This window comes from Syntrophothermus sp. (genome assembly GCF_013314835.1).
Classification (GTDB): domain Bacteria; phylum Bacillota; class Syntrophomonadia; order Syntrophomonadales; family Syntrophothermaceae; genus Syntrophothermus; species Syntrophothermus lipocalidus.
The window spans coordinates 18,863-42,607 of record NZ_JABUEX010000006.1 but is presented as its reverse complement, the minus strand read 5'-3'; the positions used below and the strand labels follow the sequence as shown (position 1 = coordinate 42,607).

The 23,745-nt window shown below is 53.8% G+C and carries 16 protein-coding genes; all 16 read right to left on the bottom strand.

Annotation, left to right across the window (positions count from 1 at the left end):
• Positions 1-124: 124 nt before the first annotated feature.
• The 16 genes from lysA to addB all read right to left on the bottom strand — a co-directional run bounded on the left by lysA (position 125) and on the right by addB (position 23,719).
• Positions 125-1,474, bottom strand: coding sequence for a diaminopimelate decarboxylase (gene lysA, locus HPY90_RS03435; protein WP_287191152.1), 1,350 nt, complete (start codon positions 1,472-1,474; stop codon positions 125-127).
• Between the two features lie 291 nt (positions 1,475-1,765).
• On the bottom strand, positions 1,766-3,127 hold the full coding sequence (locus tag HPY90_RS03430; RefSeq protein WP_013174720.1) for a TrpB-like pyridoxal phosphate-dependent enzyme: 1,362 nt from the start codon (positions 3,125-3,127) through the stop codon (positions 1,766-1,768).
• Positions 3,128-3,248: 121 nt separating this feature from the next.
• On the bottom strand, positions 3,249-4,232 hold the full coding sequence (locus HPY90_RS03425) for an acyl-CoA dehydratase activase (protein WP_287191150.1): 984 nt from the start codon (positions 4,230-4,232) through the stop codon (positions 3,249-3,251).
• A 208-nt stretch (positions 4,233-4,440) separates the two neighbouring features.
• Complete coding sequence (locus HPY90_RS03420) at positions 4,441-5,544, bottom strand: CoA protein activase (protein ID WP_287191147.1); 1,104 nt, start codon at positions 5,542-5,544, stop codon at positions 4,441-4,443.
• Positions 5,516-6,529, bottom strand: coding sequence for an acyl-CoA dehydratase activase-related protein (locus tag HPY90_RS03415; protein ID WP_287191144.1), 1,014 nt, complete (start codon positions 6,527-6,529; stop codon positions 5,516-5,518). Before HPY90_RS03415 ends, HPY90_RS03420 begins: the two co-directional genes overlap by 29 nt.
• Positions 6,530-6,552: 23 nt before the next feature.
• Positions 6,553-6,897 (bottom strand): stage V sporulation protein AE, encoded by a 345-nt coding sequence (gene spoVAE / locus HPY90_RS03410; protein ID WP_502707185.1) that lies wholly within the window; start codon positions 6,895-6,897, stop codon positions 6,553-6,555.
• 73 nt (positions 6,898-6,970) lie between these two features.
• Positions 6,971-7,984, bottom strand: coding sequence for a stage V sporulation protein AD (gene spoVAD / locus HPY90_RS03405; protein ID WP_287191138.1), 1,014 nt, complete (start codon positions 7,982-7,984; stop codon positions 6,971-6,973).
• Between the two features lie 11 nt (positions 7,985-7,995).
• Positions 7,996-8,463 carry a stage V sporulation protein AC gene (gene spoVAC, locus HPY90_RS03400; RefSeq protein ID WP_287191136.1) on the bottom strand — a complete coding sequence of 156 codons (468 nt, stop codon included), beginning with the start codon at positions 8,461-8,463 and terminating at the stop codon, positions 7,996-7,998.
• A 220-nt stretch (positions 8,464-8,683) separates the two neighbouring features.
• Complete coding sequence (locus HPY90_RS03395) at positions 8,684-9,430, bottom strand: SigB/SigF/SigG family RNA polymerase sigma factor (protein ID WP_287191134.1); 747 nt, start codon at positions 9,428-9,430, stop codon at positions 8,684-8,686.
• A gap of 11 nt (positions 9,431-9,441) precedes the next feature.
• A complete protein-coding gene (gene spoIIAB, locus HPY90_RS03390; RefSeq protein ID WP_013174712.1) occupies positions 9,442-9,888 on the bottom strand; it encodes an anti-sigma F factor in 447 nt (148 codons plus the stop codon).
• Between the two features lie 36 nt (positions 9,889-9,924).
• The gene (gene spoIIAA, locus HPY90_RS03385) at positions 9,925-10,257 is read right to left on the bottom strand and encodes an anti-sigma F factor antagonist (protein WP_013174711.1); all 333 of its coding nucleotides are present in this window, start codon (positions 10,255-10,257) and stop codon (positions 9,925-9,927) included.
• Positions 10,258-10,374: 117 nt separating this feature from the next.
• Positions 10,375-11,520, bottom strand: coding sequence for a D-alanyl-D-alanine carboxypeptidase family protein (locus tag HPY90_RS03380; protein ID WP_287191131.1), 1,146 nt, complete (start codon positions 11,518-11,520; stop codon positions 10,375-10,377).
• Positions 11,521-12,207: 687 nt separating this feature from the next.
• Positions 12,208-15,270: an AAA family ATPase gene (locus HPY90_RS03375; RefSeq protein WP_287191128.1), complete on the bottom strand. Its 3,063-nt coding sequence runs from the start codon at positions 15,268-15,270 to the stop codon at positions 12,208-12,210.
• Positions 15,267-16,424, bottom strand: coding sequence for an exonuclease SbcCD subunit D (locus tag HPY90_RS03370; RefSeq protein WP_287191125.1), 1,158 nt, complete (start codon positions 16,422-16,424; stop codon positions 15,267-15,269). Before HPY90_RS03370 ends, HPY90_RS03375 begins: the two co-directional genes overlap by 4 nt.
• Positions 16,425-16,533: 109 nt before the next feature.
• Complete coding sequence (addA, locus tag HPY90_RS03365; RefSeq protein WP_287191122.1) at positions 16,534-20,286, bottom strand: helicase-exonuclease AddAB subunit AddA; 3,753 nt, start codon at positions 20,284-20,286, stop codon at positions 16,534-16,536.
• Positions 20,276-23,719, bottom strand: a complete 3,444-nt coding sequence (addB, locus tag HPY90_RS03360; RefSeq protein WP_287191119.1) for a helicase-exonuclease AddAB subunit AddB — start codon at positions 23,717-23,719, stop codon at positions 20,276-20,278. The genes addA and addB overlap by 11 nt, the downstream gene beginning before the upstream one ends.
• Positions 23,720-23,745 lie beyond the last annotated feature (26 nt).

Below are 23,745 nucleotides of genomic sequence, written 5' to 3'. Positions count from 1 at the left end.
CCCGCGATTTCTTGCCCATTCGCATTATATCACACCCGGGGAAAAGGCCTCAATTAACGCGAGAACCGGGGCTTCGAGCACCCGGTCAATTCGCATTTGAAGCGTTTGCGTTGTTTTGCAGTCATCATAACTTCTTGCCGGCCGCAATCTTGACCACGTCGCCTCTGGCCAAACGTTCGGGAATCACGTCGTTCCTGATGAGATCCTCATAAGACTCCCTCTTCACGATCAAGTCTGCCTGACCGTCTCTGACCAACACCATGGCCGGGCGTCCTACCCGGTTATAGTTGCTGGACATTGAATAATTATATGCCCCAGTAGCGAAAACCGCTAAAATATCCCCGGGTTGCGGATGGGAAAGCTTTACATCCCATATCAACATATCCCCTGATTCGCAGCAGCGTCCGGCAACCGACACCAGTTCGTCCGGCTCCCGGTCGGCCCGGTTGGCGATAACCGCCTCGTACTTCGAACCGTACAAGGCAGGCCGGGGGTTATCCGTCATACCTCCATCAACCGCTACGTATTTGCGGACCCCGGGAATCTCTTTATAACTGCCCAAGGTGTAAAGAGTAATGCCGGCAGGTCCGGCTATAGCCCGACCCGGTTCCACTATAACCTTCGGCATCCGTAATGCGTTAGCCTCGGTCTTACTGCGCAAAGTCGACATAACCGCTTTTGCCCATTCCTCCGGCTGCCGGGGCTCGTCCCCGCTGTGATAATAAATTCCGAAGCCCCCACCCATATTCAGTTCCTCCAACTCCAAGCCAAAACGGTTTTTGATCTCGGTCAAAATATCTACCATTATCTCAGTAGCATGAGCGTAGGCATTCATTTCAAATATCTGGGAACCGATGTGACAGTGCAGTCCCATCAAGCGGAGATTCTTCGTTCGGCACACCGTATCGACTGCCTTTAGGGCGTCCCCGTTGGCCAGAGTAAACCCGAACTTTGAATCGATCTGCCCCGTTTTTATATACTCGTGGGTATGAGCCTCTACTCCCGGAGTGATCCGCAGAAGGATGTTCTGGGTGCGTCCCAACCGCTCACAGACGTTTTCCAGAAGCTCAATCTCGTAGAAATTGTCAACAACCACCCGTCCTACCCGGGACTCGACCGCCATAACCAGTTCATCCAGGGTCTTGTTGTTGCCGTGGAAGAAAATCCGCTCAGGTGGAAAACTAGCCCTGAGAGCCGTATAAAGCTCGCCCCCGGATACAACATCAAGGCCCAGACCCTCCTCTTCCACGATTATGCAAGCCGCCAGGCAGGACAGGGTTTTGCTGGCATAAATAACCAAGGAATGACCGTATTTGGCAAAAGCATCCCTAAAAGCCCGGCAGTTAGCGCGAAATCCTTCTTCATCCAGCACATACAGAGGCGTACCGAATTCCCGTACCAGGTCTAGAACATCGATTCCTCCCACCTCGAGGTGTCCCTGAGCGTTGATACGCATGGTTCCTGTCAGCCTCAACCTTTTCACCCTTTCCGTTCCGATAATAAGCCACAGATAGACACTGATTAACAAAGATTTACACTGATAACAAAAAACATTATATAGTTTATGGCTCTTGGGCCTTACGAAACTTAATTTTCATGCGTCCAGTGGTCCACTGCAGATGTCATAGGAGGGTTGACTTATAAAACAAAGCAGGCTATCGTCATTAAACAGCCTGCCATAACACCTTCTAATATGACCAATTTCACCAGCATTGTAACATCGCCGTGAAAATCGTGTCAAAGCATAATACATGATACACGGTAACTAGACCTGGGGCAGAGTCTTTAGGCTCTCTGCCAGTGCTTCGTCCGAAAACTCCACGTCTTCTATTCTGCCATTCAAGTAACTGTCGTAGGCGGAGATATCGAGGTGGCCGTGCCCGCTTAAATTGAAAACGATACAGCGGCTGACCCCCTCTTCTTTGCCAGCCAAGGCTTCGTCGACTGCCGCTCTTATGGCGTGAGCCGACTCGGGAGCAGGAAGAATGCCTTCGGTTTGGGCAAACAACACCGCCGCTTCGAACACATTCTTCTGGAATACCGCCCTCGCTTCCAGTAGCCCGTCATGATAAAGCCGGCTTATAAGCGGAGAATCCCCGTGGTACCGCAAGCCCCCCGCATGGATACCGGGCGGAGTAAAATCGTGGCCCAGGGTATACATCTTCAGCAAAGGGGTAAACCCGGCCTGGTCCCCGTAGTCATACGCAAACACCCCTTTGGTCAGGGTTGGACAAGCTGCCGGTTCCACAGCGATGAGGCGGACATTGGTTCCTGCAAGTTTGTCCGGTATGAAGGGCAAAGCAATGCCCGAAAAGTTGCTGCCCCCCCCGCAGCACCCTATCACCACGTCAGGATACTCATCCACCATTTCCAGCTGGAGCTTGACTTCCTGCCCGATGACCGTCTGGTGCAGGCAAACGTGGTTCAAAACGCTGCCCAGGGAGTAGTTGGTATCGTCCCGGCTGGCTGCATCTTCCACCGCCTCGCTTATAGCTATGGCCAAGGTACCTGGGGTGTCGGGATCTCTCTCCAGCACAGCCCTTCCGGACGCGGTTCGGTCGGTAGGGCTGGCTAGACAAGTTGCTCCGTAGGTTTCCATTATAGAGCGACGGTAGGGTTTCTGTTCATAACTGACCTTAACCATGTACACCGTACAATCCAGCCCGAAAACCCGACAGGCTAATGCTAACGCTGTTCCCCACTGCCCAGCTCCCGTCTCCGTCGTAAGGCGCTTGATCCCAGCGATCTTGTTAAAGAACGCTTGTGCGATAGCGCTGTTGAGCTTGTGACTGCCGACCGGGCTGACACCCTCATACTTATAGTAGATTCGGCAGGGAGTATCGAGGGCTTTTTCTAACCTGTGGGCTCTATAAAGAGGACTAGGCCTCCACAGCCGATAAATTTCCCTAACTTCCTGGGGAATCTCGATGTACCGCTCCTGAGAAACCTCCTGTTCGATGAGACCCATTGGAAAAATCGGCAATAGATCATCAGGAGTCGCAGGCTCCCCTGTGCGCGGATTCAAAGGCGGATCCAGCGGGTTAGGCATGTCAGCCTGCACGTTGTACCAATACTTGGGAATCTTGTCCTCCGGAAGGATAATCTTAGTAAGGGCGTCTCTACTCATCTCATTAATCTCTCCTCTCCTCAGCTGTCGCTGTTACGTATTGAAATCATGTTGATATTTTACCAGACCATCATAAGCCAGACAACGAGTAATTTGGGTCATCGGGTTTTGCCAGCCAGAATCAAGCTAGTGCCCGGCAATCTGACGAGAGAGAAGTCTCCCACCTTCGACAGCGGTCTCCCCAGTAAGCCAGGACTTCCCCTCCCCGCTTGATGCTGACCACCTCACAAAGGTTAGGGCATCCCTGACACTCGAAACTTCGAGTCGTGAAATGGCCGTCTAAAACGTAATCCATGCCCTTAAAGTTCGTGGGCCGGCCCTTTTCCGCTACTGTCTCCCGGGCCAATAGCGCGGCACCTACTGCCCCCATAACACTATGGTACTGCGGTACAATGACCGGTTTTCCCAGAAGCTTCTCGAACGCTTGCTTCAGTCCTACGTTGGCCGCTACTCCCCCTTGAAACATTACCGGTTCCTGGATATCCTTACCTTTTCCTACGTTGTTGAGGAAGTTCCGGGCTAAAGCTTCGCACAAGCCGGCTATGATGTCTTCGACCGGATAACCCATCTGCTGCTTGTGTATCATATCAGATTCGGCAAAAACCCCGCAACGGCCAGCAATCCGAGCTGACTGGCGGGCAGCTAGGGCTTTCTGTCCGAATTCCTGAATAGGAATGTTCAGCCTCGCTGCCTGCTGGTCAAGGAACGAACCGGTCCCCGCCGCACAGACGGTGTTCATGGCAAAGTCAACTACTATTCCGTCCCGGATAATGATTATCTTCGAGTCCTGGCCCCCGATTTCTATAACGGTGCGAACCTCCGGATTGTACTGGTACGCGGCTATAGCATGACAGGTGATTTCATTCTTTACCACATCAGCCCCCAGCATCGTAGCTGCCAGTTGCCTCCCGCTGCCAGTGGTCCCCACCCCCTTAACACGCGTACCGGGAAACTCTTTTGCCAACCTGGCCAACCCGTCTCTAACAGCCTGCACGGGGTTGCCCATGGTCCGAAGGTAAACAGAAGCCAGTACCTCGCCTTGACCATTAGACAAGACAAAATTGCTGCTTACCGAACCGATATCTACGCCCAAATAGAGTTCCAATTATATCACCCCGTATTGCCTCCCTCTCTCCTCTCACATACCGCATCTTTCACCCACCACATCGTTCTTCTGCCAGCCACAGATGAACACAGACAGCCACTGAAAAACACCGATTATTATCAGAACAGTACAGGAACCGCATGAAGCGGAGTACCATTTGAGTTCTATTAGTAGACCTTGATGACCTTGCCAAAACCCGTCTCCTCAATCAAGTGCAGGAAAAAAGGCTACCGTTGTTTATCCGCTTCCTATGTCGCACCATATCGATAAACGCCTCCAGCCGGGTCTGTACCCCGGCCTCTGCCGACTGTTCGTCGAAGTACATGGTCATCACCGGTATACCTTCCACCTGGCTCACCTTACCCAAGACGGATTGGGCTACGATCTCGGGCATGCAGGTTAGAGGCCCCACCTGTACCACCCCGTCAAAACCTTGCCGGGCCAGCTGAACCGTGTATCCCACCGTCTCTCTCCCGTGCCCTCCTACCCAGTCATTAAGGTACGGGCTGGAGCAAGCAACCGCTTCCCTACAACTTCCTACCTTAAGCACCCCACCCAAAAGATGATCGTTGACCCACTGGGGAAGTGATACTGTTTTCTTCACTTCTGCTCCCAATCTTCCCAGTCTTCTTTCTACCTGCAGGTTGCTAGCCGGTTCCAGGAGAGTGTATATCTCACCTACCAACCCGATCCTGAGTGGAATACACCCGTTCTGAGGTAATCCGCCCAGTTCATCTGACGTAGCCAACACTGCTTCTCTGATTTCCATCGAAGTGTTGGCTCTGTCTACCTTTTTTAGCCCTTCTGCAAATACCTTTTCAGCCCGGTCTGGATCTAAAACGCGCGGCAAATAGTACCTAAGCTTTGATTCCAACTCATCAACTGCTTTCAGTTTTTCCCAGGCAAGACGTATGGCCTGTACAACCTTGAAAAAGGATACGTTTTGGCCCAAAAGCTTTAACTGTTTAATCAGGTCTTGCAGCCTGGAATCGGGAGCTTCCAAGACGATAAGCCTAAACTTAAAGCCAAGGTCTACAAGAATGTCCTTTTCCACCTGAGCATAGTACCCAAAACGACAGGGGCCCCAGCCACCGGCCATAACAATGGTATCAGCCCCGTTTTCCAGAGCCTCGATGAAGTTTCCCATGTTGATCTTCAACGGCAGACAGGCAAATTCGGGTGAATGCCGCACTCCCAGTTCCATTGTCCGAGACGAACAAGGAGGAGGCACTACTACTTCAAGATTCAATCCCTCGAAGAGAGATTTAACCGAGATCCAAAGATTACCCATGTGGGGAAAGGTGACTTTCATTTACTTGTTTCCTCCTCCATATCATGTCACAGAAAGCTTCCAGCCTCGTTACAAGTCCTGCTTCCCCCGTATGCTCGTCCACGGTTACCAGCATGAAAGGGGTTTTCCTTACCCTCCGTTGTATTATCTGCCCGACCAGGGAATCCGGACCACAACCGAAACAAGCCAAGTAAATTATCCCGTCTATGGTCTCATCACTGTCCATTTTTAGGGCTCCTCCGATAAGCTTGCGCCCCAAGGTCCAAAACATCCGCTTGGGTAAAGTTGCTGCATGAGCTTCAATTTCCTGCCCGGGCAGCATTTCCAAAGTAACGATTTCTACCTTCATACTTTTCAGTCGATTCAAGACATTCAAGCTGATTACCTTATCGTACAAGGAGTACCCGTGTCCCAAGACCCCTATTCTCAGTTTTTCTCTCCCGGCACTCTCCGCGTCATCGTTGTTTTTCCCCACTATGTCGCCAGTTTCCCAGGCTTGCAGCGCCTCATCCGGCGAGTACCCTTGTCTGGTCAACCTGTTAAACCTTCTCTGTTCTTCCTGGCCCGCCCGGTAAGCAGCTTCGACCTGCTTCGGCTTGCAGTTCAAGAGTTTTCCTACCTGATAGATGCTTACCAAAATGTCGCGTTCTCGCTTCGACATATCGATCTTGGGCTCTATAAGCAGAGGTAAGTCCGGCACTTGGGCCTTCAGCATGTCGGGTATGCCCATGAGCTTCGGACAGATATAACTGCGCGGTTCAACACTGACCAAACGGGGAACAAACAGATAGTCTACCTCTTTTCGGCAAAGCTCCCTAACATGACCGAAGTACACCTTAACCGGAAGGCAAGCTTCGTCCACCGCTGTTAGAATTCCCTCATCCATAACACGGCGGTTGGTAGCAGGCGAAGTCACCACCCTGTATCCCAGGGACAAAAAAAAGGTCTTCCACAGCGGGAAATAATAGTAGTAAAAGAGACCGCGAGGAATACCTACAGTCTGCACCGCTACTGCCCTCCTTGCTACTTTTAGTCCTTGGGACTGAACAATACCGCTGTTACATAGCCAAACACAACCGCGGCCGCGATCCCTGCAGCAGCAGCCTCTACTCCCCCGCGAAAAGCCCCCAGCAGGCCTGACTTGTTCATCCCATCCAAAGCCCCTTGAGCCAACAGGTGCCCGAACCCTGACAATGGAACCGTGGCTCCTGCCCCACCTAAGTTGACCAAAGGCTGGTAAAGTCCTATGGCACTGAGAATAGCGCCTATCGTAACATATCCGACTAGAATATGCCCGGGCGTAATCTCGGGTTTGGTCAGGTCCATCACTAACTGAGCTAAGAGGCAAAGTGCGCCTCCGATTACGAAAGCCATGAAATACGACAACACGAGTTACCCCCTTGGTTCACAAGTCTACTCCTCTTTTCACTCCCCGTCGTTAACTAGTTTAGTTTTCGATAGCCACCGCGTGCGCAATGCAGGGTATCGTTTCCCCTTGTAACGAACTGGTGGTACTCATCAAGGCCCCGGTTCCAACCAACAATATTCGGTTAAACTCTTTGGCCTGCATCCGGTTGAGTAACGGCCCACATAACATTACGGCCGAACACCCACAGCCACTACCCCCGGCGTGAACATCCTGATCGATGTCATAGATAAGTACCCCACAATCGCTCACGTGTTGTCCCAGCGGACAGTTTAGTTTTTGGCATAGGGATTCCATAAGAGCCAGTCCGTACTTGCCCAGATCCCCGGTTATAATCAAGTCGTAGTAATTAGGATCGCGTCCAGTGTCCCGAAAGTGGGCAACAATGGTATCGGCGGCTGCTGGGGCCATAGCTGCTCCCATGTCGTTCACGTCGCTTTGTCCCAGGTCAATCACCTTGCCTATCGTGGCCGCAGTTACCCTGGGCCCAACACCGTCTCTTTGTATGATAAGGCACCCGCATCCTGTAACCGTCCACTGGGATGACGGGAGCCGCTGGGATCCTTGTTCGGTAGGAAATCGGAACTGCCGCTCAGCCGTGTAATGGTGGCTTGTTACTCCCACCGTCAAGGTGCTGTAAAAGCCGCCATCGACCAACATCGCTCCCAGAGCAATCCCCTCAGCCATGGTCGAACAGGCCCCGTACAGTCCCAAAAAAGGAATTTTGAGTTCTCTGGCCGCAAAGTTGGCGGAGATAATCTGGTTGAGAAGGTCTCCTGCCAAGAAGACCTCGATGTCAGCCAACGACAGGTTAGCCTTACCGGCCACGAGCTTTACGGTTTCCCGCAGCATCTTGGCCTCGGCCTTTTCCCAAGACTGTTCCCCGAACAGATAGTCTTCTAGAACCCAGTCGAACTCCTTACCGTAGGGGCCCTGCCCCTCCATGGGTCCCACTATGTTCGCCCAATTAGTAATCACAGGCGGGTTTTCAAAGTAAATGCTCTGCTGACCGGTTCTCTTGCAAACCCGAGGCATTCATCCCACCTCTATTTAAACAAGTAAGCGACCAATCCTATCAGAACACCCGTAGTAATTCCATAAACCAGCACCGGCCCGGCTACCTGGAACATCCTGGCCCCCACCCCAAACACGTAGCCTTCTCTTTTGAACTCCATGGCCGCTGCCACTATACTGTTTGCAAACCCTGTAATAGGTACGATAGAACCGGCTCCAGCTCTCTTGCCCAGTTCGTCGTAAACCCCGAGTCCGGTTAAAATGGCCCCCATCCCTATAAGCACCACGGAGGTCGCAGCTCCAGCTTCCCGGATGTCCAGCCCGGTGGCTTTGAACAACTCGAGCAGTCCTTGCCCAATGGTACAGATTAACCCGCCAACCACAAAAGCCCACACGCTGTTTTTTAACACCGTGGGCTTGGGCTTTATTTGCTTCACCATCTCGTCATACTCCAAAGCGTCGATTTTCTGCACCTTGGCCTGTTCACTCTGGTCAACCATGATTTCACCCACCCTTTACATGGGTATTATGCGAACAAAAACCCGCTATTATACAAGCTATAAGGGCTATAAACCACTGATTGACACAGATTAACGCAGATTTGCACTGATTGTGCCGAGAAGATGCGACCAGGGAGGGATTAGGTAGGAAAACAACACGAAGAGTTCCGTCACTCAACTCCTCGCCAACTTAAAATAAGAGACACATAAAGAACGGCTATTAAATTGAATCAAGTAAACCCCTTAGTTTCTTCAGCGCCCTTTTCTCAAGCCGCGAAACCTGTACCTGCGATATACCCAAATCTTCGGCTATGGCCGACTGCGTTTCGTCTTTGAAAAACCGGCGAACGATAACCTCCCTTTCCTTGGGATCCAATCGCGTAACCGCCTCTTTCAAGGCCACTTTTTCCAATAAGTCCTCTGTCCCCTCTCGGTCGCTAACCTTGTTGATGAGAGGGAGGGCTTGTTCTTTCTCGTCTCCAGGCAACAAACTGTATATGTAGGTCGGGGGCTGACACGCTTCCATCGCCATTACCACGTCACTTAATTCTATGCCTAGCCGTTCTGCTATTTCGCCAATCGTCGGTTCTTTTCCGAACTCTCTTCGCAAGTCATCCTGGGCCGACTTGACCCGATAATAAATCTCTTTGATACTCCGCTGCACTTTCAATATCCCATCGTCTCTCAGGTAACGTTTCAGTTCCCCAATGATCATAGGTACAGCGTAGGTCGAAAACTTCACCCCGTAACCAAAATCGAACCTAGCAATGGCCTTGAGTAACCCGATAGCACCGATTTGAAAAAGATCCTCAAAGTCGTATGGGGTGTTCTTAAACCTTTCCAAAGCCATATATATTAAGCCCAGGTTACTCTGAAACACCGCTTCTTCCGCGTCCCGGTCTCCTGCCTGTGCAGCCTTGACGAGAGCCTCCATCCTATCTTGATCAATCTCGGTGCGATTCTTCATCGCTCTTCCCCTCAGGCCAGGGCTTGCCTATCTCGCTGCCCAAAGTCCCTTACCATCTTTACCTTGGTTCCTTTTCCTGGAGCAGAATCGACTTCCAGGTGGTCCGTGAACGACCTCATAAAGACAAATCCCATTCCGGTCCGCTCAGGGTCCGAGGAATAACCTGCTTGCATAGCCTTTTCTAAGTCCTCTATGCCCCGGCCATAGTCAATCACGGCCACCTCCAACACCCGTTCCTCGTATAGAGCAAGTTCGACAACAATTCTCCCGTCTCTTTGATTTTCGTAACCGTGAATGATGCAGTTTGTAACCGCCTCGGACACCACCAGCTTTACTTCCTCCAGCTCTTCCAAGGTGCAATCTAGTTGAGCTACCAGGGCAGCGGCGCAGGTACGGGCCCAAGCCACGTTTTCGGGCAAACTCCAAAACTCCAGTCTAACGTAATTCTTGAGCTTCATCTTTCCCGGCTTGATCGCCGGAACACCTCCCCTTGTCTACAAGCTGATAATCTCTTTTTCGTCCTGGCATAGAGTCACGAGCTTATGCACGCCCGCCAGTTCAAGAATTTTTCGGATGCCGGGATGCGCTCTGACTATATACATCTTTCCTCCCACTGCCGAAATCTTCTTATACCTCCCCAGTATCACTCCTAAACCTGCACTGTCCATAAAAGAAATTTCTTCCAGATCCAGTATCAGTTTCTGAATTTTTCGGGCCTGCATAACTCTGTCTATCTCCTGCCGGATTCGATCCGCTGCCAGTATATCGAGCTCACCTCCTATTTGAACCAAAAGAGTATCTTTGATTACCTTTAGCTCCAACCGCACAACTTGTCCCTCCCGGCTCCAACGCCAAAGCGCGGCAAGCATAGCTGCCGCACCTCGGTTGAGGTTACAACTGTTTCTTTCGCCAAATCTAAGAATAATTCCTTCCATTAAATGGTATTACAAACAAAATATTTTGCTCATCGCTTTTGTTATCTCCTTCCATATACCACACCGCTCAACACCCCGGTATGCGACTAAATCTACAGTCTTTACCAAACGTCCCGAATTGTACACTTTTATTTCTCCCAGCTTCTGACCTTTCTTAACCGGGGCATCGATATAGTCCACCAGGCTTCTTTTGTAAGTAATATTCTTTTCTTCACCTTTCAAACAACTGGCACCAACCTCCTGCGTGCATATGGCCTCGACCCTGTCGTTGGTACCCTTGCCTACACTCACCAGCCCGCACTGGCTTTGCGGTGCAAAGTAACTACGGTAAGCATACTTAGCAAAGCCGTAATTAAACAGCTTCATCGAATCCCGAAAGTTTCCTCCTTTTTGGGGGGAAGCCATAACTACACAAATAAGACGCAGCCCGTTACGTTTCGCCGTGGATACCAAGCAAAACTTGGCCTCATTAGTCCAACCTGTCTTGAAACCATCAGTACCTGGATAATGCCAAAGGAGTTTGTTCGTGTTGTAGAGCTTGAACTCGCCTTGGCGCAGGTTGTATTCCTTGATGGAAGTGAACTCGAGGAGTTTGGGATAACACAAGGCATACCTGGCCATAAGCGCCAAGTCGTAGGCACTAGAATAGTGATCGGGATCAGGTAACCCGTAAGCATTGACGAAATGCGTGTCTTTCAACCTCAATTCTTTGGCTTTGGCGTTCATCCTCTTAACAAACTCCTCGTGACTGCCGTCCAAGTGTTCGGCTACCGCCACGCAGGCATCGTTGGCCGACCCTACCGCGATGGCTATCACCATGTCTTCAAAGGTCATCTCTTCGCCAGGTTCCAGGTAAATCTGCGAACCTCCGAGCTTCCAAGCGTTTTCGCTGGCTACCACTTTCTCCTTTAAATCTACTTTCCCTTTGTATAGATCTTCCATAGCCAAAATTAGGGTCATCAGCTTGGTCATACTGGCCGGTGGAAGTCGCTTGTGCTCGTTTTTCGCTAACAATACCTTGCCGGAATCTGCGTCCATCAGCACGTATGAATCGGCTTCAACATCCACCACCGCGCCCCATGCGGTCGTCGGAAACGCCAGGGAAAAGAACAAAACCCAGGCCATCAACCACGACAACCGCTTTCTTGTTTTCATAATTTATCCCCCCTCGTACCCTTTTTACTGAAAATCTATTTTCTCGTTGCCGGTATTATTCGCGAAGCAACTGTTAACAGCTGGCCGGGTAACTGAGTATAACGTTGGATTTCAGGGGAATAATAGAGCTAGAACCCGACTCGAGGCATCAGGGATTTGTAAATCCAGGTCTGGCGTAACTTGACACGGTTCGCTATTCCTTATGGCCATCAGGAGTCGGGTTCTTAAAGGCCCGCAAGCTGCCTTCTACTCGGTAGAAACCCTTCAAATCCGGTTATAACCGGTTTGATATAGATGGCTTGCGGGTCTTTCTATTTCATATAAAATTAGACGCTGATTGACGCAGACTTATTCTTTTATTAATTAATATATTGAATCCGAATATGCGTGTTTATCGAAGAATGTCAAGTATTCTTTTCCATGATTTTCCTGGATGTTTTCGTTAAGAAAAACGAATTACTCCGCGATAAGGGGACATACTAAGGGTAGCTGAAGGGATCAAGCAGGCAGAGCCTCACAGGAAAAGGTCCCTGTAAAAGGATAAATCCTTTTCCTGTTAAACAGAGTAAATCCCGGGTATCTGTTATCCCTTCGGCTCAAGTTGGCCCGCAAGTTGGGTTACAGGCTGTCGCTAATGATACCCTGTAATCCACGGTTCGTCCGGTAGGCTTGCGGGCCTTTATGCTTTTAGCCGACCACGAACCGGGCGGTGCTGCCTTTTTCTGTAGGCCGTATCTCGAGCCGGGCTGGAATCCTCTCCTTCAATTCCGGTACATGCGAAATGATACCTACCAGGCGTCCAGATAGTTGAAGGTCGATTAGAGCATCCATAGCCAGGTCCAGGGTCTCTGGATCGAGGCTGCCAAAGCCTTCATCCACGAAAATGGTATCCAGCCGAATACCCCCGGCATAGCTTTCTACCACGTCGGCCAAACCCAAGGCCAGGGATAAGGCAGCAAGAAAGCTTTCTCCTCCGGACAGGGTGGCTGCCGATCGTTCCAATCCGGTATAGGCATCGAATATAACCAGGTCCAATCCTGCAGCTCCCCGCGCTCTCGTACGCTCTACCGTCCTCCGTAGTTGGTAACGTCCCCGGCTCATAACCTTCAACCTCTCGCTGGCGGCCAGGGCTACATCGTCCAGCAAAGCACCTAGTACAAACCTCCGGAAGCTAAGGCCGAGGCTGTTTTTCCCGCTGGCCACATCTGCCAGGCGACCTAATACCCCGTATTCGGCTTCGGCTTTTTCCAGCTTTTCGTCTACCTTGAGCAAAGCCTTAAGCCATTTCTGGTCGGCCCTGATACCGTTCTCCAGTTCTATTTTTTTGGTCTCCAGTTGTTCCCACCTATTGCGGGCTATTTCTAGTTCGGCCGCCAGTGCTGGCAAATCTGGAGGGGGCAACCCCTCTGCTGCCCTCCGGGCCCGCTCGTAACGCTCTTTGGCCGTATGCAATGCTCGCTCGAACTGGCTGACTGCTTGCTCCATTTCGGCGATTTCTTCGAGGGCTTTCCGAGCATGGTGGTATGAATGCAAGTCGGGAAACCCGTTTTCTTGCAAGCGGGAATAGAAACGGGTTTCCTCCTCTCTTAGCCGAGTATCGGTTCTTTCCAATTCATTAGTTAATCCTTGTAGCATTGCTTCCGCACGAGCCGCATCCCTTCCCGCTTCTTCCGCATCTTTTCTGGCGTTTTCCAAGGCATCGTTCAGGCTTTTCAGCCTTGTTTGAACCGATCTGATTTCGGCTTCGATGACAGGCTTCTCCCTCAGCTCAGGCGGAACCCCGGCTTCTCTCTCCTCCCGAACCGCCCGAGCCGTTTCCCACTTCGCCTGCGCATCTTTCACGGCCTTTTCGATCCGAGATGCCTCTTCTTTAGCCTGTCCCGCCTGCCTTTCCAGCTCTCGGAGTTCCGAGGCCAAACTTCCGGCGTCCCGAGAGGCCTTGAGCGCTTCTTGCCAGAGGCGTCTGGCCTCGACAACTCGGGCCTGAAGCCTCTGGATGTCTGTTTTCGCCACGTTCCCCAGCTCGGCTTCGAGATCCCGAACCCTGTTTTCAGCCGTGTTCTTTTGGGCAGAACTGGAATTGAATTCTTTGAGCGCCCGTTGGAAACCCGTCTCAGCCCGCTGCCATTCTCTTTCGGCGGCTCTCAACGCATCTTCTCCCTGAAATTCACCTGCCGCCTGAGCCGGCGCCGGGTGCTCAACTGATCCGCAAACCGGGCAGGGCCTTCCGGGAACCAGCTGGTTAGCGAGGACAACCGCCTGGGCCCGCACCCAACTGTCCTGCACCTCTTTGTAGCGTCCCCGGGCCCGATTCAGACCTTCCTGGGCTTGGCTAAGAGCCAGCTCTGCCGTTTGATAGCTTTCTTGGACAGAGGACAGCTCCTGCCTCAACTCTTCCAGCCGCTGGCGGCGCTGTAGGTTTTCTTCCCAGTCCCGGTACTGTTTTTCGCGAGTCCCAGCCTCTGCTGCCACTTCTAGGGCTGCAAGGCGTGCTTTCATAACCTCTTCCCGCCTGGTTTCGATATCGGCAACCTTCTTTTGTATTTTGTCCAACCGCACCTCTGCTTTCTTCAAAACTGCAAAGGCTTGGTTTTCGGCCTGGCGCGCGTTTTGGAGGAGCTCTATCTTCTCCAGTAAGTCTCGAAGCCAGCCCAGTTTCTGCCGGAGTTCTTCCCTTTCCGGTTCCTGTTCCAAGCGGCTCTTCAAGGCCTGGTCTGCCGACTGTTTCTTTTCCCTCGCGGTTTTAAGCTCCCGATCGCTATTTTCTACTGCCTGTTTTAGCCGGGCAGCCTCCTTTCGGCGCGATAGCACCGCTTCCTCCAAATCGACCAAGGCTGCCGCTCTTCTGGCCTGTTCCAACTCGCGTTTCGCCGCCTCCATTTGAGGCCTTTGCGATTCGAGTTGGATCCAAGCAGTCTCCGCTTCTTCTTTTTCCTTAATTTTTTCCTCGACCTTTTGGGCCTCGTTTAGAACCAGCTGCCTCCGTTTAACTTCCTCCGCGGCCTTTCCCAGGGCCTCAGCTACCTCTTTCAGCTCCATCTCGTGCCGATGACGTCTTGCTTCCAATTCTTGTGCGTCCTGGGCTTCGGCCGCCTGCAGAATCAGACCCCGCTGCTGGGAAAGTTTTTCTACTTGTTTCTTGGCCTCCGCAGCGGACTCCCGCAGGGCTTCCTCTATACGGCTGTATTCGTCAATGTGAAAGAGGGTCTCAAGGATATCCTGGCGCTCCCGGGAACTCGCCGTTAACAGTTTGCGAAACTCGCCCTGGGGTAAGACTACCACCTGGCGAAACTCGGCGGCGGTAAAACCCAAAAGGCTTTCCACTTTTTCGTTTACCGCATTTACCCCAGATGCCAGAACCGCCCACTCCTCGTCCTGACATGACACCCCTTTCTGATAAAGCGCCGCCGCTGCCGGCTGAACCCTCGTCCCTTGCCCCCGCTGCCTGGGACGTTCCTGTTCCGGCCAGCGTTCCACTTTGTAAACCCCGTCTCCCAAGGCAAACTCGAAAACAACCTTGGTTTCTTCCCCGAGGGAACAATGATGGCTGCGCATGTTTTTACCATCGCGTCCCGTACTGGTTGTTTCTCCGTAGAGGGCAAAACAAATGGCATCGAGAACCGTGGTTTTCCCGGCCCCGGTAGGACCGTGAACCAGAAACAGGGAATGTCCACCCAGTTCATTAAAGTCCACAACCTGAGTGCCGGCATAAGGTCCAAAAGCGGTCACGATTATCTTGATCGGTTTCATTCCGTTTCCCGCTCCTTTCGCCCCCAATCCTCAACCACTCGGGCGAAGGCCTTCGCCTCTTCTTGCGCCAGCGGTCGGGAGGTCACTTGCTCAAAAAACGATGAAAAAAGATCTAAGACCGTCATTTTGCGGTGGTCTGTTGACGGGCGGATATTCTCCGCTCGCGGAACAAGGTGGGGTCGGTCGACGTGAAGGAGATTTGGGTAAACTTCTCGCAGCCTGCCCATGGCATCGAGAATCGCCCCTTCATCGTTGAGGGTAATCATGAGGTAATCGTGGCAAGAACCTCCACCGTGAGGTCCCTTTAAAAGGTCGGCCAGGTACCCTTCCAAGCACCGGACATCTCGCCGGGGAGACAAAGGTATCTCTTCCAGGGTTACGTTCCCCTCCCCGTCTAACTCCACCAAGCTTACGGATTTGCGGTGAGAAGCCTCGGCGAACGAGTACTTCAAAAGAGACCCCGAGTAGCGGATGCTATCACCACCTGCCGACTGCGGCCGGTGAAGGTGGCCCAGAGCGGTGTAGTTAAAAGTCAAGAAACATTCCCGGCTCACGGTTCCTGCTGTCCCGACGGCCAACGGTCTCTCCGATTCGCTCGCCTCTGCCCCGGCCACAAACGCATGGGCTACCGCAACCGATCTTGCGCCCCGGGGAAGACGGCTGACCATTTGGGAAACTACGGCCTTCATGGCCTGCTCATGATTACCTACCTCTTGCATCCCGAACCGTTCCTGGATCACCGGCGGCTCGGCATAGGGAATGGGGCAGAAATAAACCGGTCCCCACTGATCGTAAATCACCAGAGGCTGTGCATCATTTCTGGGCTCGCCCACGATATGTAACCCCCGGCTGACCAGTAGCCGTCCGGCAAATCCCAGCCTTTCAGGGCTGTCGTGGTTACCCGCCACCAGAATCACCTGAACCCCGCACTCCATAACCAGCCGGGTTAGAACATCGTCCAGGAGCTTTACCGCCTCGATCGGCGGCACCGCCCGGTCGTAGACATCCCCCGCGATTAAAACCACGTCCGGCTCAGTATCCTTCACTAGCCTGACCAGTTCATCCAGAACATACGCCTGGTCATCAGTCAAGTGAACCCCGTAAAAAATCCGCCCCAGGTGCCAATCGGCTGTATGTAAAAACCTCAAGAACACCCCTCCTAACAGATGAAATACGCCACCCCTGCTAAAATCTTCCCGAAAGTCTAGCCACAAACCTCTATGACACTTAAGAGTGTCATCACCAGGTGTCATGGAGGTCTGCTCAAATCTTGACCGCCAGACCACCGGACAGGAAATACAGGTACTTTTCTTTGACCGGCTTCTTCAGTATCCGTTCAACCGCCAGGGCGTAGAGATCAACCTGAGGCCGGTACTTTGCCACCAATTCCTCCACCCGTCCCGGTCGCAGTTCGTCGGTTTTGTAGTCGATGAGTACAAAACCATCACCTTCATCCAGGAGGCAGTCGATAACCCCCTGCACCAGGACCCGTTCGCCGCACCCGCAAAGCTCACCCGAGTACAGTTCTTCCGCGGGTAAGGACAGGCTGAAAGGCAGCTCCCGTAAGACCGCTTCTCCGGCTCGCACTATACGCCGTCCCAGTTCTCCCGCAAACAAGCCCGCGATGGCATCGATATCGACGACCTCGATCTGGTCTGGCCCCAGGATCTCCCTGGCGATCATCTCTTCCAATTCCCGTTTTACCCCCGTGACATCTCCCGCTTTAGCCGGGTCAACGTGCTGCAGCACCAGGTGCATTATGCTCCCCCGCTCGGCGGCGGTAATACCCCCGGTCTTGCGGTAGAACCGGGGATGAGAAACGAAATCGGTCCTGCGCGTCTCCTCTTCTGGCCCGTACCATTCTCCGGAAGCGGCAACAATGTTTCGGGCTTCGGTAACCGAGAATTTGGCCTTCTTCCCTAAAGCCTTTTCCCACGGATAGCGCCACGATAGTCTGCGTTCCACCTCGCCCAGGCCATCCCCGGCTGCCAGCTCGACTCCTTCCCCCGTCGTAAACAAGGAGTCATCGTCTTTGGGCCTTGGGGCAGTAGCCGCCCGCTCTTCGAGCTCGCTCGCCTTCACCACCCTTACGTCAAAATACACTTCTCCCTCCTGCTGCCCGTTCTCTTCGCCCGCCCGCTGCCATAGCTCTAATCCACCTGCCTGTCTGACTGCTGCCGGAGCTATCCAATCCAGGTAGCACCTGGCTCGAGCTAAAACCGCTTCGGGTAGAGTGTCCGCCCCGGTACTGGCAGCACGGCACCACTCCCCAGCACTCTTGTTCAGGTTCTTCACCGTTCCTACCAGAACCAGCTTTTCCCTGGCCCGGGTCATGGCCACGTACAGAAGTCGCATCTCTTCCGCCAGCATCTCCCGCCTGATCCTGTTCTTCACCGCCAGTTTCGCCAGGGTAGGGTAGGTCACGGCAAGATCGCGGTCCACGAACTCCAGTCCGATTCCCAGCTTCCGGTGAACCAGCACCTTGCCCCTGAGGTCGGCAAAATTGAACATCCGTCCCAAGCCAGCCACGAAAACTAACGGAAACTCCAATCCCTTGCTCCGGTGAATACTGACCACCCGTACGGCATCATCGTTCTCGGCGGTCACCGCTGCGGTTCCCATTTCCCAGCCGTTTTCCTGCATTCTCTCCACGAACCGCAGGAAGTGAAACAACCCCGTGAAAGAAGAGTTTTCATACCGCGCTGCCCAGGTTTCGAGCAGCCGCAGGTTAGCCTGTCTCTGCTTACCGCCTGGCATGGCCCCTGCGTAATCGTAGTAACCGGTATCCTCGAACAAGTTCCAGAGAAGTTCCTTGGTCCCTCTCCTCCGGGCCACGGTACGCCACCCCTCCAGTTTACGGAAAAACTCCTGGAGCTTTTTCCCTACAGGGTTGTCGCCTTTACCCGCCACCCTAACCGCCGCCTCGTAGAAACTGCCCTCGGGGAAGTGTACCCTGATCTCCGCCAGTTCCGCCGCGTTGAATCCCCCAATCGGCGAGCGCAGAACCGCCAGGAGTGGAATGTCCTGCCGGGGGTTATCGATGATGTTTAGTAAAGATAATACGGTTTTTACCTCAATGGCATCGAAGTACCCGGTATCAACCTGAGCGTAGGCCGGTATACCTGCTCGTCGAAGCTCTTCAACGAAAGCCTGGGCCGCCCCGCGGGTCGTTCGCAGCAAAACGGCGATGTCGCGAAAACACAGCGGGCGGTAGTCCCCGGCTTCCCGGTCCCACACCTTCACGCCTTCCTTACGCAGCCTCTCTATTTCCGCCGCTACCAGCCTGGCTTCGAGCTGGGCCTGGTTGAAGAGCACCCGATTGTCCCCCTGTTCCTCTGACCCTGAAAACACCCCATCGTCGTCCCACTGCTCCTCCAGGCTGTCGTCCCCGGGTTCTACCCCATCCCCAGCCGCATCGACAATCACCAGTTGAACTGGTTCGGTGCTCAGGTCTTTACCGTCATCCGAGTCCGGGTAGACAGACCCCGGGACCAGTTCTGATTCACCACCATATTTCATCTCAGCCACCCCCGGAGCCATGATCTGGCCGAAGAGGTAATTCACGGCTTCTATCACCCTGTCCCGGCTGCGGTAGTTCTGCTTCAAGTCTATTCGCCGCTCTCCATTGTCGGCTTGCCGTGGGTAGCGGTGGTATTTTTCTAGGAAAAGCCCGGGTTCGGCCAACCGGAAACGATAGATACTCTGTTTTACGTCCCCGACCATGAAAATACTGGATCTTTCCGCTTCTTGCTTCGATATCAGGTTAAGAATCGCCTCCTGTACCGCGTTAATGTCCTGGTATTCGTCGACCAAGATTTCTACGAACCTCTCTCTGAACTCCAATGCGATCGATGACGGGGTAAACCTGTCACACCCTCCATCCGCTCTCGACAAAATCCTCAAACAATAGTGTTCGAGGTCGCTGAAGTCAAGCATCGACCGCCGCTCCTTGGCCCCCCGGTACCTTTCGCCGAATTCGCTCACTAGGCCGATCAGAGCCTCGACTACCGGGGCCATCCTGCGCATATCGTTCGCCTGCTGCTCGGGGGTCCTGCTGAAGACGGTTTTACGGATGGAATCGATCCGTTTTTTCACCTGATCCCGGATGGTCTTTACCTGTTCCTGTAGCTCGGAGCGGATCCCGTCCTTCTTGCGCAGCGGCTTCAGACCGGCAAAAGACGCGCCGTCAAACCCCTCTCCCAATTCGGCCCAGCTTCTCTTACACAAAGAGGACAAGCTGCCGAGCATCTTGAGGTCTTGCTTAAGGTTGTCAATATAAGCTACCGGCCCTCCGGGCTTGAGGCAAAGGGCGATGGCCCTTTTTATCTCCTCGATACAACCGCCGATCTCCAGGCCGATACCCTGCTTCAATTCTTCGCACCACGCGTACGCGTCTATGGACTCCACCTGTTTCGCCCATTCCCCCGCAACCTGTCTCAACCAATCTCCAGGACAGGGCAAGCTGCGGGAGAAGCGGAAAAGCTTCAAAACCAGTTCCTTTAAGCCCTCGTCGTCCCGCTCCCCTCCGTAAAGGTCGACCAGAGCAAAAAAGCTAGCATCTCCTCCCGCGTACTTTTCTTCCAGCAGAGCCTCCAGCACCTCCAGTTGCAGGAGTTCGGCCTCGGTCTCGTCAGCTAGGCGAAATGCAGGGTCCAATCCGACCATATAGAAGTGTTCCCTCACCACGTCCAGGCAAAAGGAGTGCATAGTGGCGATGCAGGCGTCGTTCAAAAGAATCATCTGGCGCCGAAGATGCACCGATTCCGGGTTACGGCTGATCTCACTTGCCAGTTCTGCCCTTATCCTTTCTCTCATTTCCGCAGCAGCAGCATTCGTGTAAGTTACGACCAGCAACCGGTTTATGTCGATAGGGTTTACCGGGTCCTTGAGGTGGCCCATAATACGCCCGACCAGTACCGCCGTTTTTCCGGTTCCGGCCGCCGCCGAAACCAAAAGGTTCCCTCCCCGCCAGTTAATCGCATCAAGCTGTTCACTCGACCAAGCACTATTCTCCATCTATTTTGCCCCCTTGGTTCCGCTTGAGGTTCTGCCAGACCACCGCTTCCTCCAGGCTATCCCACACCCGGTACGAGTCCCCGCAAGCCACGTCGAACCGGCAAACAGCCTTGAACCCGCAGTAGTCACAAGCCGTACGATTCCCTTTGGCAAACGGGCTTACCGCGATTTCTCCTGCCAGTATCCTCTGGCCGCTTCTCCGGGCCACATCCCGGAAATGCCGTCTCAGCCACTCGAACTGCTCCCTCAAAACTACCTTGGAGCGGGCGGTGAAGCTTCCATCCTTTTTCACACCTACCGGTATAACGTGGGAATTGCCAGCCAGTCCCCGGTGCATAAGCTCTACCGCTTCCCCCTCCGCCAGAACCAATCCTTTTAGCCTGAAGGATTTGAGCACCTCGAGCTCCGCTTTTTCTGGCCCGTCCACATTCCCCTGTATAAGAGGGTTCTTGACCTCGAAGTAAAAAACCCCCGCCGGGACCGCTTCTTTCCCCCACAGAACAGCGGCGTTTTCGACCACCGCGTCCAGGTAGGCGATAAGCTGCAGGCGGAGACCGTAATACACTTCGTCCAGCTTGAAGCCGGTCGAACCCGACTTGTAATCTATGACCCGCAGGTAAACCCCTTCTCCGTTAGGGGCGGCGTCTACCCGGTCTACCTTCCCCACCAGTTTCAGTTTTACGTCACCATCGTCCACCACAAGCGGTGGAATCCCGTTCCTCCCTATCTCCAGTTCTAGCCCTACAGGCCTGAAATCGCCGCAAGCTAAGTGTTCGGCCACGGCCCAGGCTGATACTTCCACAATTTCCTTCAGCTTGCTTACGAGATAACGCCGCCGCTCGCTCAAGGTTTGCATCTCCGGCTCCATCGCGGTTACCATCTCCGAGACTATCTCGTCTGCCAGTTCCCGGCATTCGTCCCGGCCTACGGTTTCCCAGGCAAGCCTCCGAATTTTAACTTCTTCCACAAACCTCTTCAGGGCGTCATGGAAAAAAGTCCCCAGGTCTGCCGGCCTTATCTTAGCGGTCTCCTTTTCCTTAGCTCGCAAACCGTACCTTATGAAATAAGCGAAAGGACACGACGCAAACTGCTCCAGCTGGCTCACGCTCAGGTGGAGGGGATAACCGTAGAGCCTCTGCGCCAAATCCCCCCCCAGCGGTTGTTCTTCATTCCGGTAAGAGAACCCTTCCAGCACCCGGTGCAAAGCCTGGGTATGATTCTTTTTCAACCATTTGTACGCACCGGCCCACACCGGGTCCAGTGCCCCCAGGCTTCCGGCCTCCCGCAGCCTCGTCGCCAAAAAAGAAAGGGTCCTGCCGGGAACCGCCACATACGCGAGGTCGCCCGCCCCCCCAGGAGGTTCCAGGGAAACCGTCGCGACCTCGATGCTTGGGAACACCTCTCTTAGCCGATCGATGACGGGAGAAGCGTTCATCGCTCTGCCTTCTTCATCAGCCCGAGGGTAGCTGACCCACAAGTATTCGCTCGCCCTGGTCAGGCCAGTATAAACCAAAAACTGCTCCTCGAACAGCCGCTCTTGTCTCCCTGGGGCCAGCTCTACCCCGAAGATTGCCAACTCGGCCCGTTCTTTCTCGCTCAAGAGTCCATCCTGCCGGGGCGGTTGCGGCAGCACCCCGTCATTGACCCCTAAGATGAAAGCCGCCTTCACCTCCGAAGGCCGCGAGCGTTCGAGTGAACCCACAAAGACCTGGTCTAGCCCAGGAGGTATCAGCCCAAGCGTCAGCCCCCCTAAACCCGCATCCAGAACGCGCAGGTACTCCTCCAGTGATAGTGAGTAATCTTCCAGGGCGTCAACCATTTCATCCAGCAGGCTTAGAAACTGGTTGTAGACCTCGGCGTGTTCCGCCGCCTCCTCGAGCCTCCCCTCGGCTTCGGCCGCCCTGCTCCAGGCCTCCAGCTGTTTCCTTACGCCAAGTTGTTCCAATAACAGGTAGAGAGCCTTGGTCACCGATCCAGCAGTCGGGCTGTTTTTGACCTGTTCCTCAAACCATGCCAGGGCTGCTACCGCCCTTTCCCGAATTCGGTTTATGCGCGCAAGGTCCGCCGTTTCTTCGGGGTCTTCTTCGCCTAGCGAGTATCGCCGCCGGTATGCCCAGAGCCTTGGGTCGGTCCAGCCCGCCCCCTTTATTCCGTGAGCCAAGACGTAGTTCTCGAGCTCGTCCACCTCTTCGCGGGAAACCGGAACCAGGTCCGTTTTCAGGAAGCGGAAAACCGCCTCGTAAGACCACCCGGACAGCACCACCTCCAAGGCCGACCTGACGAGCTCGATCAAGGGGTAACTGGTAACCGGCCTTCTGGAGTCGACAAAGCAGGGTAGCCCATATACCTGGAAAACCTGGGGCACCAGTTCTCCGTATATGGACAGGTCACGGACCAAAACTGCGATATCCCGAAAGCGGTATTCCCGTTCCCGGCATAAAGCTAGTATCTCGCGGGCCACGGCCTCGACTTCCGCCCGCCGGTCCTCTGCGGCTACCAGCTTCAGCCCCTGAACTTTCCCGGAGAAAACGGCACCGGGCCAGGCCGGAAACTCGCGTTCGAGATGGGCCAGGGCCTCGTTCTCCCTGAACCTCGGGAGTCCGTTCTCGCCTAGAATTAAGGCCGGCTCCACCTCAACCCCTGCCCGGTTGGCGATTTGCAAAAGACGGGTGTATGTATTGTAAGTGCAGAAAAAGACTTCTTCCCGCTTCACGGGCTTTGTTAAAGCCCCGGGGTCTAGACATAGCAAGCAGTTCACCCGGCTCGAGGTTTTCAAAAGCGAAACCAGAACCTCGTATTCCTGGGGCGTAAATCCTTTAAAACCGTCGACCCATACCTCGCTGCCCTGGCATGTCTGCGATTCCCCGATCTTCCGGGCACAAAAATCGAGATAATCGTCCGGATCAATCAGCCTTCCTTCCAAAACCTGCTGAAAACCTCGATAAATCAGGAGAAGGTCCGCCAGCTTGTCTTTGGCCAGCGACTCCCCCTGCCAAGAGGCCAGCACCTGTTGCAGGTCCTCCGGCTTAACGTGATAAGCCTTAAGCTCACCTATGGCCTGGGCCAGCCGGTCGTAAAAACCCGGCTGCTTCGCTACCCGGGCGAAAGCCTTCAGCCGGTGCCGATTTTCCTCCAGGAGGCGGCAGAGCACCATCCTCTTGCCGTTATCACCCAGAAACGGGCGGTTAGCCCCTCCTGTTTCCTGCAAAACCCGCCAGGCCAACCTACGGAAGCTGTAAACCTGAGCCCGAAAAGACCCTTCCAGCCCCGGTAGCCCGGTAAGCTTTTGCTCCATCTGGAAAGTGCTCTGTTCAGGGACGAGGATGATAATACTGGGCCCCAAAGGGCGGTCCTGGAGCTCCTTTTGTATCTCCTCCAGGCAGTAAGTGGTTTTCCCAGCTCCCGCCCTGCCGATTACAAACCGCAAAGTCATGCTTTCACCCTCCTCCCGATTCCTAT

Coding starts and splice junctions, on each gene's coding strand:
- HPY90_RS03430 (WP_013174720.1), bottom strand. CDS start 3,127: ATGAGTAGAGACGCCCTTACTAAGATTATCCTTCCGGAGGACAAGATT.
- HPY90_RS03420 (WP_287191147.1), bottom strand. CDS start 5,544: ATGAAAGTCACCTTTCCCCACATGGGTAATCTTTGGATCTCGGTTAAA.
- spoVAE (WP_502707185.1), bottom strand. CDS start 6,897: ATGGCTTTCGTAATCGGAGGCGCACTTTGCCTCTTAGCTCAGTTAGTG.
- spoVAD (WP_287191138.1), bottom strand. CDS start 7,984: ATGCCTCGGGTTTGCAAGAGAACCGGTCAGCAGAGCATTTACTTTGAA.
- spoVAC (WP_287191136.1), bottom strand. CDS start 8,463: ATGGTTGACCAGAGTGAACAGGCCAAGGTGCAGAAAATCGACGCTTTG.
- HPY90_RS03395 (WP_287191134.1), bottom strand. CDS start 9,430: ATGAAGAATCGCACCGAGATTGATCAAGATAGGATGGAGGCTCTCGTC.
- spoIIAB (WP_013174712.1), bottom strand. CDS start 9,888: ATGAAGCTCAAGAATTACGTTAGACTGGAGTTTTGGAGTTTGCCCGAA.
- HPY90_RS03380 (WP_287191131.1), bottom strand. CDS start 11,520: ATGAAAACAAGAAAGCGGTTGTCGTGGTTGATGGCCTGGGTTTTGTTC.
- HPY90_RS03375 (WP_287191128.1), bottom strand. CDS start 15,270: ATGAAACCGATCAAGATAATCGTGACCGCTTTTGGACCTTATGCCGGC.
- addA (WP_287191122.1), bottom strand. CDS start 20,286: ATGGAGAATAGTGCTTGGTCGAGTGAACAGCTTGATGCGATTAACTGG.
- addB (WP_287191119.1), bottom strand. CDS start 23,719: ATGACTTTGCGGTTTGTAATCGGCAGGGCGGGAGCTGGGAAAACCACT.